This is a genomic window from Clostridium thailandense (assembly GCF_019207025.1).
GTDB lineage: Bacteria > Bacillota > Clostridia > Clostridiales > Clostridiaceae > Clostridium_AM > Clostridium_AM thailandense.
Genome location: NZ_JAEEGC010000068.1, coordinates 26,555 through 36,857, shown reverse-complemented (window position 1 = coordinate 36,857; position 10,303 = coordinate 26,555). Strand labels below are relative to the sequence as shown.

Genomic DNA, 10,303 nt, shown 5'->3' with positions numbered 1-10,303 from the left:
CAAATCTTCTAAGCTTTTTTAAAAATATGAACTAAGACTTGTAACAAAAGTATTTAAATGTGCCTTCCAGAATGTCAATATATCCCTGCGTATAAGTTAAGTGTCTGGTGTGGATGTCTATAGTGGGTAATTTTTCCGACAGATAAAATATTTTTGGAATTTAAGAGGGGGATATAAAATGATGGATGTGTTAGTAATTAATGGTTTAATTGTAGATGGTACAGGTAGGAGAGCTTATCATGGGAATATAGCTATTAAGGATAACAAAATAGTGGGAATTGGAAAAAACGTTTATAGTGAAGCAAATAAGGTCATTGATGCAGCTGGATTAGTAGTATGTCCGGGGTTTATAGATGTGCATAGTCATAATGATCTAGTACCTTTTATGAGTGACAAAATTCAAAATTTAAAGCTGATGCAAGGAGTTACTACCGAACTAGTTGGTCAATGCGGGTTAGGGGTTATTCCCTGTGTAGAGAGTAAAGATAAAGTGTGGAAAAACTATATTAAGGGCGTTGTGGGAGATCCTGGAATACAGTTTGATTTTCATGATTTTGATGAATACGTAACTAAGATTAGTGAAAGGGGATTAAAAAATAATTATGCAGCACTGATTTCTCATGGAGCGGTTAGGGCAAATGTATTGGGACTCAACAGTAGAGTGCCAACAAAGAGCGAGCTTGAGAATATGTGTGAGATAGTAGAAGATGTTATGAAAAAAGGTGCTTTTGGTATGTCACTTGGACTTCAGTATATGCCTGGTATTTTTAGTGATAAGAAGGAACTGATTGCTATGTGCAAGATTGTAAAAAAATATGAAGGCATTGTCATGGTTCATCTTAAAAACCATGATGTATCTATAAGATATGCATTGGAGGAGATTATATCTATAGCAGAAGCTTCTGGTGTAAAACTTCATATTTCTCATTTGAGATCCTATGATTCGAAAGATTTTGGATGTAGTGCTGAATTGCTAATCGAAACAATAGAAAAAGAAGTTGATAGAGGAATAGATATAACTTTTGATGAGCATCTTTATCTGTCAGGGAGTACTTTAATGACTCAGCTTTTGCCACCCTGGCTTACAGATAAAGGAACCGATGTACTCTTGAAAAATTTAAAGGATGTACGAGTATTGAGCAGGTTGAAAGAGGAGCTTGTTAACAAGGAAATTCATTATAGAGGATGGGATAATTATAGTGGAATTGCTGGTTGGGATGGAATACTTATAACTTCACTTGGAAAGATTGAAAATTTAAAATATATTGGGAAGACCATTGGAGAAATTGCAAGAAACCTAAAGATCCATCCAGTTGATTTTATGGCCAATCTTATTGTTAAGGAACAAACAGGTGTCGGAATAGTGACTTTAGACATATTCTCAGAAGAAGATACTATTAAGCTGATAAGGCACCCTTTACAAATGGTAGGTTCTGATAGTATACCAGCAGGTGTGCCTCATCCACGACTATATGGTAATTTTCCTCTCTTTATAGGAAAATATGTAAGAGAAAGAAAAGCACTTACTCTTGAAGAAGCAGTATATAAAGCAACACTTTTTCCAGCTAAGAGATTAGGAATGAAAAATGTAGGAGAATTATCAGTTAATAAAATAGCAAATATCACTATGTTCTCTTTTGATGAAATTACAGGATATGAGGATTATAGAAACTCAACTAAAAATCCTGTTGGAATAAAACATGTTATATTAAATGGTAAAATTGCTGTAGAAAACGGAATTGTATCTAAGGAGGCTAATGGTAGTTTTCTTAAGTATGGATTTAATTAATAATTTAAGAAAAGACTGCTGACATGTATAAAATGTTAGCAGTCTTTTCTTAATGTATAATTTATCAGTGTATCATAGGGGTATCAACGTTTGCACTATCAGAAATGCCTTTATCACGGCCACTGTTCAAAAATGCATTAAGAATTACGGCAACTACAGATGCAGAAACTATACCACTACTAAAAATTGATTTGAAAACTGTTGGTGTATGATCAAGCAAGGTAGGTACAGCTGTAATTCCAAGTCCTATACCAATAGAGCAAGCAACAACAAGCATATTAGAGTTTTTATTAAAATCTACGCTCGAAAGCATCTGTATACCAGCTACTGCAACCATGGCAAACATTATAGTTGTAGCCCCACCTATAACAGGTTGAGGAATGATTGTAGCAATAGCTGCAAATTTAGGAATTAATCCAAGACATATAAGAATAATACCGGAAGCCACTACAACAAAACGGCTTTTTACTTTACTTAGTGCTAAAAGACCTAGATTTTGGTTAAATGTAGTGTATGGAAAAGAATTAAAAATACCTCCTAGTATTGTTGCAAGCCCTTCTGCTCTAATTCCACGCACGATATCTTTTTCTGTAATATCTTTTTCACAAACTTTAGAAACTCCAAGAAATGTACCAGTTGATTCAATCATTACTGTTAACATAACAAAGGTCATCATGACTATCGAGCCAAGGTCAAATTTAGGCAAACCGAAGTTGAAAGGATGTACAAGGCTTACCCATTTTGCATTTACTACTTCAGTAAAGTTTACTTTACCCATAAATGCAGCTACTATCGTTCCTAAAACAATACCGTTTAAAACAGAAATTGCTTGAAAAAATCCTTTAAAGTATTTATTAGATAATAAAACAACAATCATTACGAATACTGCTAGCAAAAGGTTAGACATGCTTCCAAAGTCTTTAGCACCTGAACCACCACCAATACTAGTTACGCCAACGTTAATTAAAGAAAGACCTATCATTGTAACAACTGTACCTGTGACAACAGGAGGAAAAAACCTTAAGATTTTTCCGTATAGTGGTGCAATAAGTACAACAACAATTGCGGCTACTATTATAGCACCATAGGCATGTTGCATTCCTAAATTTTTGCCTACAATAATTAGTGGACCAACAGCTGCAAAGGTACAACCTAAAATTGCTGGCAGTCTAATACCGACATATGGTCCTATACCAATTGCTTGTAGTAAAGTTGCGATTCCGCAAGTAAATAAATCGGCAGCCACCAAAAGTGCTAGCTGAGCTGGTGTTAAGCCTACAGCTCCGCCGATAATTAACGGTACGGCTACAGCACCTGCATACATTGCAAGGACGTGTTGAAGTCCTAAAACAGCAAGCTGACTAACTGGAAGCATTTCATTTACTTTGTCCACTTTTTTAGTGATTCCTTCTGACATATACAAACCTCCTTATCTAATAATTAAAATGGATTGACTAGTTAATTAGTATATTTTAATTTAACAATAATATATAGTAATTGTCAATATATTAACAGCAAAAAAATTCAGAAAATTGAACAATTAACAATAAAAAAATTCTTTTATGTTAAATGTTTTAATTATTAGAATAAATTTTAATATATTTAAATTGTTTGTATATTGACAAAATTATCCTTATATTATAATATTGTACCAATTAATTAGTCAAATATTGTTCGTAAAATTAAGGAGAGCATGATGAGTGGTATGGAAGTGATACGAATATTAGCTATTAGATGAATTAATGCTGTAACGTAAAGTAAAGGAATGGGTGAAAATGAATATAAATTCTGTTGTTGTACGAGGTGGAGGAGATATTGCATCAGGAACAATACAGAAACTGCATAGAAGCGGTTTCAAAGTATTGGTTTTAGAAGTAGAAAAACCAACATCTATTAGGAGAAATGTAGCTTTCAGTGAGGCTGTTTATGATGGGCAAACGGTTGTAGAGCATACTAAAGCGGTACTTGTAAAAGAAAAAAATGAAATAATCAAAGCATGGGAAGATAATGTTATACCAGTTGCAATAGATGGAGAGGGAGAATTAATTAATATTATTAAGCCAGATGTTTTAGTAGATGCAATTCTTGCTAAGAAAAACTTAGGCACAAATAAAGAGATGGCTCCGATCACGATTGCTTTAGGTCCCGGCTTTAATGCAGGAGTAGATGTAGATGTGGTTATTGAAACCATGCGAGGTCATAATCTTGGAAGATTAATATTTAAAGGTTACGCTTTAGAGAATACAGGAACGCCTGGTATGATAGGTGGCTATTCAAAGGAAAGAGTTATATATAGTAACTGTGATGGTAGAATAAAAAATATAAAAAAAATTGGAGAACATGTTGAAGTTGGAGAAGTTGTTGCAGTTGTAGGGAAACAGAAAATAAGGTCGGTCATTCCAGGTATCCTTAGAGGAATTATAAGAGATGGGAGTATTATATTTAATGGTCTTAAGATAGGTGATGTGGATCCTAGATTAACAGAATCTGAAAATTTTAATACTATTTCAGATAAGGCTAGAAATATAGCTGGGGGAGTGTTAGAAGCTATTTTATTTCTTGCAAATAAAAGAAACAACATTTAATTAATTATTCTATAAATCTAAAATAAATGTTTGCAAAATGATAGTATAAATTTTATAATGTTTTTGAGGAAAATTTTATACAATTTATACTATCATTTTGCTGAAATTAAGTAAAATATATTTTGAAATTTGTTATAAACAACATATAAACAAGTTTAGTTATCTAATAAGCTTGTTAGCTGTTTCATTAGAATAATTTGTATACAACTAAGAATTATGGTTTTCTTTAGGAAAGAGGTTAGGATATGGCAAAAGACATAGAAAAAAGGATATTAGATGCTGCAATAAAGGTAGTAGCAAGCGAGAAAATAAGTGGTACTCGGATGCATATGATTGCAAAAGAGGCTAAAATGAGCCAAGCTAATTTACATTATCATTTTGCTACTAAAAATGATATAATGATAGCTCTTTTGGACAACATACAGGAGCAATTCTCAAACGATCGTAAAAATTATATTGACTTAGAAAATAAAACGGCTGTAGAAAATTTAGAGGGCTTTTTTGAACAAAAAAAACATGATATTCTTGACAATAAGGAACTCGAATATGCACAGCTTGATTACTGGGTTCAGGGAACAGTAAATGAGGAAATAAGAGCTAAATTTCAAAATACTTTTGATATATGGAGAAATGGCATTATAGAGGTTTTAAACAAAGATGAATTCAAATCGAGCATGGATGATAACGACAGAAATATGATGCCTTTTATAATTGTATCACTAATGCTTGGAGCATCTTTACAGTATCTTATTGATGAAGGTAAATTTGATTTGGATAAGTATTTTGATATATCTAAAAAATTAGTAATGGATCGGTGTTCGAAAAAAGAAGATTAATTGTATAATAAAACAAGATACAGTTAATAGATCATGGGAATTCACTTATAATACCAGGCTTTGTTGATCTCCATTTACATGCGCCACAGTTTGCAAATTTAGGCTTAGGACTTGATAAGGAATTGATGCAATGGCTTGAAACCTATACTTTTCCAGAAGAGTCCAAGTATTCAAATATTGATTATGCAAGAAAAGTATATTTAACTTTTATAAGAGAATTGTGGAAAGTTGGTACTACTAGGGCCTGTGTTTTTGCTACCCTTCATAAGAATGCAACAAAACTATTGATAGATTTATTTGACCAGTCAGGATTATTTGGAGAAGTGCCTACAGTTATGGCTAACTGCGTTTTGGTAGATGAAGAAGAAATTGAGTTAATGGCAAGAAAAAAGGTTTTTGTTGCACATAGTCCTAACTCAAACTGTAATTTATCAAGCGGCATTGCACCAATAAGAAGGTTAATTACAAGAGGAATACCTGTAGGACTTGCAACAGACGTATCAGCAGGGCATAGTTTATCAATGAATAGTGTATTAGTCAATGCTTCACAGGTATCAAATATTAAGTGGCTTGAAAGTGGTAGAGTAGATAAGCCACTTAGTACTGCAGAATTATTCTATTTAGCAACAAAGGCTGGCGGACAATTCTTTGGCAAAGTAGGGAGCTTTGAAGAGAACTATGAGTTTGATGCTCTTGTTATTGATGACAGTAGTTTGTCTATCTTTAAAACATTAACAATAGAAGAAAGATTGCAAAAGTTTATTTATACTGGTGATGACAGAAACATTAAAGAAAGATATGTGGCTGGCAAAAAAATAGAAGAGCCAAAATGCTGTTGAAGTTAAAATTTCTATAATAATAGGAATTTTAAATATAATTTAAAACAGGGGGGATCTTATGCAAACTGGGATTAACAAGGGGAAAGGTTCATTTTTAGAATCCTTCTTTAAGTTGAAGGAAAACAACACCAATGTGAAGACAGAAATTCTTGCAGGGATTACGACATTTATTACAATGGCCTATATAATATTCGTAAATCCTAATATTCTTAAGCTTGCTGGTATGAATTCAGCAAATGCAATAGGTGATGCTGCCGGAAAATTTGCTATTGGCAGTGATCCAGTAGTATCAGCAGTATTCGTTGCTACTTGTTTAGCAGCCGCAGTAGGTACGTTTATAATGGGCTTCTATGCAAATTTACCTTTTGCTCAGGCTCCAGGAATGGGACTAAATGCATTTTTCACATTCACTGTTTGTATGACACTAAAGTTTACCTGGCACCAGGCACTTTCAGCAGTTTTAATTTCAGGAATTCTATTTATAATTATTACAGTTACCTCTATACGTGAAAAAATAGTTGATGCAATACCACAAAATTTAAAGTTTGCAATTTCTGGTGGTATAGGGTTGTTTATAGCTCTTATTGGACTAAAGAGTGGCGGAATAATAGTTGCAAATTCAGCAACTCTCGTTGGCTTTGGAAATTTTGCACAACCTGGAACTTTACTTACTGTAATGGGAATCTTAATAACTGGTATTCTTATGGCTAGAGATGTTAAGGGATCAATACTTTTAGGTATAATTATTACTACAATTATAGGTATTCCACTTGGAATCACTTCACTAGCCAATGTACATGTTTTTAGTGCACCACCTTCAGTTGCTCCTACTTTTGCAGCCTTTGACTTCGGAGGACTTTTATCTAAGGGAGGAACCAGCGTACTAGCAGGAGTTCTAAGTGTTGCTATGGTTGTAATAACAATTTGTTTAGTTGACCTTTTTGATACTATTGGAACGCTTGTTGGAACTGCAACAAAAGCAGGTATGGTAGATGAAAATGGTAAAGTTTTAAGAATGAAGAAAGCTCTTATCTGTGACGCAGTAGCAACAACTGTAGGATCATTTTTTGGAACAAGTACTGTTGTAACTTATGTTGAGTCAACTTCTGGAGTTGCTGTAGGAGGAAGAACAGGTCTTACTTCAGTAACCGTAGGTATAATGTTTATTCTTTCGTTATTTTTCTCAGGACTTGTTGGAATAGTTCCTTCTCAGGCTACAGCACCAGCACTTGTCATAGTAGGTGTTCTAATGATGAGTGCCGTTAAAAATATAGACTTTGATGATTTTACAGAAGCAATGCCTGCATTCTTTGCAATAGCAATAATGCCTTTTAGCTATAGTATAGCTAATGGAATTGCAGCTGCTATGATATTTTATCCAGCAGTAAAAATATCTACTGGTAGATATAAAGAACTTCATCCAATAGTATATATACTTGCGTTACTGTTTATTTTGAGATTTATACTGCTTCCGCTTGAATAGCAAAGTAAAATTAAGATTTTATAATTATATAGATAAGTTTCAATGAAGGAGATGTTGAACTTATATATACCAAACATCAGACACTTAACGTATACGTTAACTGTCTGATGTTGGTGTCTATAAGTTCAACATCCTTTTTGTTTTTTTATCCGATTAAACTCTTATTTTTAAGAATCTAAGCTTATCTGCAGGCCATGAGCTATTATATGGAATATTGAGAGCTTCAAAAGAATGATGAGATATAAGCGGAATATTGTTTGAAATAGAAGTAACAATAGCTGAATGAAATTTTATACCATTGCTATTTTCAAAAAATATGAGGTCTCCAGGTTCAAGCATATGTGCACTAGAAACTTCTAAGCCTTTAGGACCATATAAATTTGATTCATTATTGATCTTTAAAAGCCAATAAAGTGCGTGGGCTACTGTCCAAGAATTGGTCCAAGTATCGTCATCTACTTTAGATGTACCTTTATTATTATACCACCACTGATTACTAGAGTTATAAATCATTGGAGCTCCACCAGCAAATAGACATTGAGAAAGAAAATTAGCACAATCTCCTCCTGTATTGTCATTAAGTTTGAAATATCTATATGCAGGATTTGGCTTTAAAGCATATCTAACCGCATAATTTACAGCAGCAGTTCTTGAATAAGAATTTTGTCTCATGAACATAAAATAAGTCTCCCTAAAATTATTTATGATAATATTCTATGTCACTTGATTATAAATGCTATAGGAATAAGACCAGAAAATACTAGTGCTTATTTACAGTTTATTAATATTATTGCCACTTGAGTGTAACAAAAAAAATGTAATATTTGAATATAAGATATTTAGTAAGGAGTGAAAGGATGAATATAAGCAAGTTTAAAATTATAAGTAAACTTAGAGATAGTAAGATATTTAAAATGCTTATCTCAAATATAGATATATTGCTATTTTCAATATTAATATTTATAAAAATTATGAATTATGCAAAACAAATTTCTCCTGAATATTTGTACATTGGAGTAACTCACCCAGTGTTTGCATCAATTTTAGTAATTGTTAGCTTTTCTGTGCTATTTAAAGTTAATAAAAGAATACGATATTTATATCTTTTAGATTTAATTATAAGTTTAATTTTGATGGCAGATCTCATGTATTATAGATATTTTAAGGATGTAATAACTTTAGCAGCAGTAAAAAATGCCAAGCTCTTAGGAGGTGTTTCTTCAAGTGTAGGAAGTTTGTTTAACGTTAAAGATTTGTTCTATCTATTAGATATAGTAATTCTTATACCGTTTATTAAAAGATATAAAAAAAGAGAAAGTTCAAGAAAAAAGAAATTCTTACCTAAATTTGCTGTTTTCATAGTTATGTTCTTAATTGGAATATCTATAGATGTAAAATCAGTTTATGCTGTTGCAAAAGAACAACCTACTTTGTTAAGCTCCATGAGTAATAGAATATATTTAACAAAAATGATTGGAAACTTGAATTTTCATGCTATAGATGCTTATAACTATATAAGTACAAAATTTAAGAATTCTAAAAAAATATCTGCTGATGATGAGAAAGAGATTAAAAATTTTCTTGATCAAAATAATGCAGTTACAACTACTAATCTAAAAGGAGAAGGTGAAGGAAAAAATTTAATCGTTATACAGGTGGAAGCACTTCAACAGTTTGTAATAAACCAAAAGATTAATGGCAAAGAGATAACTCCAAATCTAAATAAATGGATAAATAAAAGTTTATACTTTGATAATTATTTTTATCAAGTAGCTGGAGGAAACACCTCTGATGCGGAATTTATGTCTAATAATTCATTATATCCAGCACAATCAGGGGCAGCCTATTACAGTTACAGTGGAAATCAGTATGATTCCTTGGCAAAACAACTTAATGATAAAAATTATTACACTGCAGCACTTCATGGAAATAATGAAGGTTTCTGGAACAGAAATGTTATGTATAAAGCTGAGAAGTTTGATGATTTCTATGGGGAACATAGTTTTAACATAGATGAAACTGTAGGTTTAGGATTAAGTGATAAATCCTTTTTAGACCAATCCGTAGAGAAAATGAAAAACTTTAAGCAGCCTTACTATTCATTTTTAGTTACCTTAAGCAGTCATTATCCTTATGATGACGTTAAAAATTATGGTGACTTTGATGTGGGAGAATATGAAGGCACACTACTTGGAAACTATTTAAAATCAATACATTATACTGATCAGCAATTAGGGGTATTTCTAGACAAACTAGATAAAGAAGGAATTACTCAAAATTCAATTATTGCTTTATATGGAGATCATTTTGCTATTCCTAAAGATAACACAGACCAGCTTTTGAAATTTGAAAATGTGAATGATACAAGTGACTTGCAATGGTATGAGTATCAAAAGGTTCCTTTAGTTATTCATTTTCCAGAAGATTCTCATAAAGGAATTAACCACACTTATGGAGGACAGATGGATCTTTATCCAACTTTAGCAAACTTATTTAATTTGCCTAAACAATACATGATGGGAAAAGATTTATTTAATAGTGATAGTGGAAAAGTAATATTTAGAAATGGTTCCTTTACTAATGGAAAAATCTTTTATGTTTCTTGGACAAACACCTATTATGATATTAAAAGTGGGAAACAAGTAGAAGAAACGGATGAATTGAAAAAACTAAGAGATGAGTATAATAAAGAGCTTGAATACTCAGATGATATTTTAAATCATAATTTGATAAAGGTCTTTGAAAATGGGAATTAAAGAAGTAAAATTTGT

8 protein-coding genes are annotated in these 10,303 nt (G+C 32.1%); 6 read left to right on the top strand and 2 right to left on the bottom strand.

Annotated elements, in window-relative coordinates:
• Positions 1 to 178: 178 nt before the first annotated feature.
• Positions 179 to 1,789 (top strand): N-acyl-D-amino-acid deacylase family protein, encoded by a 1,611-nt coding sequence (locus I6U48_RS14830; protein ID WP_218321248.1) that lies wholly within the window; start codon positions 179 to 181, stop codon positions 1,787 to 1,789.
• Positions 1,790 to 1,853: 64 nt separating this feature from the next.
• On the opposite strand, the gene I6U48_RS14825 is transcribed toward I6U48_RS14830, so the two are convergent.
• Positions 1,854 to 3,206 carry a nucleobase:cation symporter-2 family protein gene (locus I6U48_RS14825; RefSeq protein ID WP_218321247.1) on the bottom strand — a complete coding sequence of 451 codons (1,353 nt, stop codon included), beginning with the start codon at positions 3,204 to 3,206 and terminating at the stop codon, positions 1,854 to 1,856.
• Positions 3,207 to 3,564: 358 nt separating this feature from the next.
• Here I6U48_RS14825 and yqeB point away from each other — a divergent pair, with 358 nt between their 5' ends.
• The 4 genes from yqeB to I6U48_RS14805 all read left to right on the top strand — a co-directional run bounded on the left by yqeB (position 3,565) and on the right by I6U48_RS14805 (position 7,532).
• A complete protein-coding gene (gene yqeB, locus I6U48_RS14820; RefSeq protein ID WP_218321246.1) occupies positions 3,565 to 4,374 on the top strand; it encodes a selenium-dependent molybdenum cofactor biosynthesis protein YqeB in 810 nt (269 codons plus the stop codon).
• 245 nt (positions 4,375 to 4,619) lie between these two features.
• Positions 4,620 to 5,210 (top strand): TetR/AcrR family transcriptional regulator, encoded by a 591-nt coding sequence (locus tag I6U48_RS14815; RefSeq protein ID WP_218321245.1) that lies wholly within the window; start codon positions 4,620 to 4,622, stop codon positions 5,208 to 5,210.
• A gap of 17 nt (positions 5,211 to 5,227) precedes the next feature.
• Complete coding sequence (locus I6U48_RS14810; protein ID WP_218321250.1) at positions 5,228 to 6,049, top strand: amidohydrolase family protein; 822 nt, start codon at positions 5,228 to 5,230, stop codon at positions 6,047 to 6,049.
• A 58-nt stretch (positions 6,050 to 6,107) separates the two neighbouring features.
• Positions 6,108 to 7,532 carry an NCS2 family permease gene (locus tag I6U48_RS14805; protein ID WP_218321244.1) on the top strand — a complete coding sequence of 475 codons (1,425 nt, stop codon included), beginning with the start codon at positions 6,108 to 6,110 and terminating at the stop codon, positions 7,530 to 7,532.
• Between the two features lie 153 nt (positions 7,533 to 7,685).
• Here I6U48_RS14805 and I6U48_RS14800 read toward each other — a convergent pair whose 3' ends face one another.
• On the bottom strand, positions 7,686 to 8,210 hold the full coding sequence (locus tag I6U48_RS14800) for an amidase domain-containing protein (protein ID WP_218321243.1): 525 nt from the start codon (positions 8,208 to 8,210) through the stop codon (positions 7,686 to 7,688).
• A 179-nt stretch (positions 8,211 to 8,389) separates the two neighbouring features.
• On the opposite strand from I6U48_RS14800, the gene I6U48_RS14795 reads away from it, so the two are divergent.
• Positions 8,390 to 10,288, top strand: coding sequence for an LTA synthase family protein (locus I6U48_RS14795; RefSeq protein ID WP_218321242.1), 1,899 nt, complete (start codon positions 8,390 to 8,392; stop codon positions 10,286 to 10,288).
• Positions 10,289 to 10,303 lie beyond the last annotated feature (15 nt).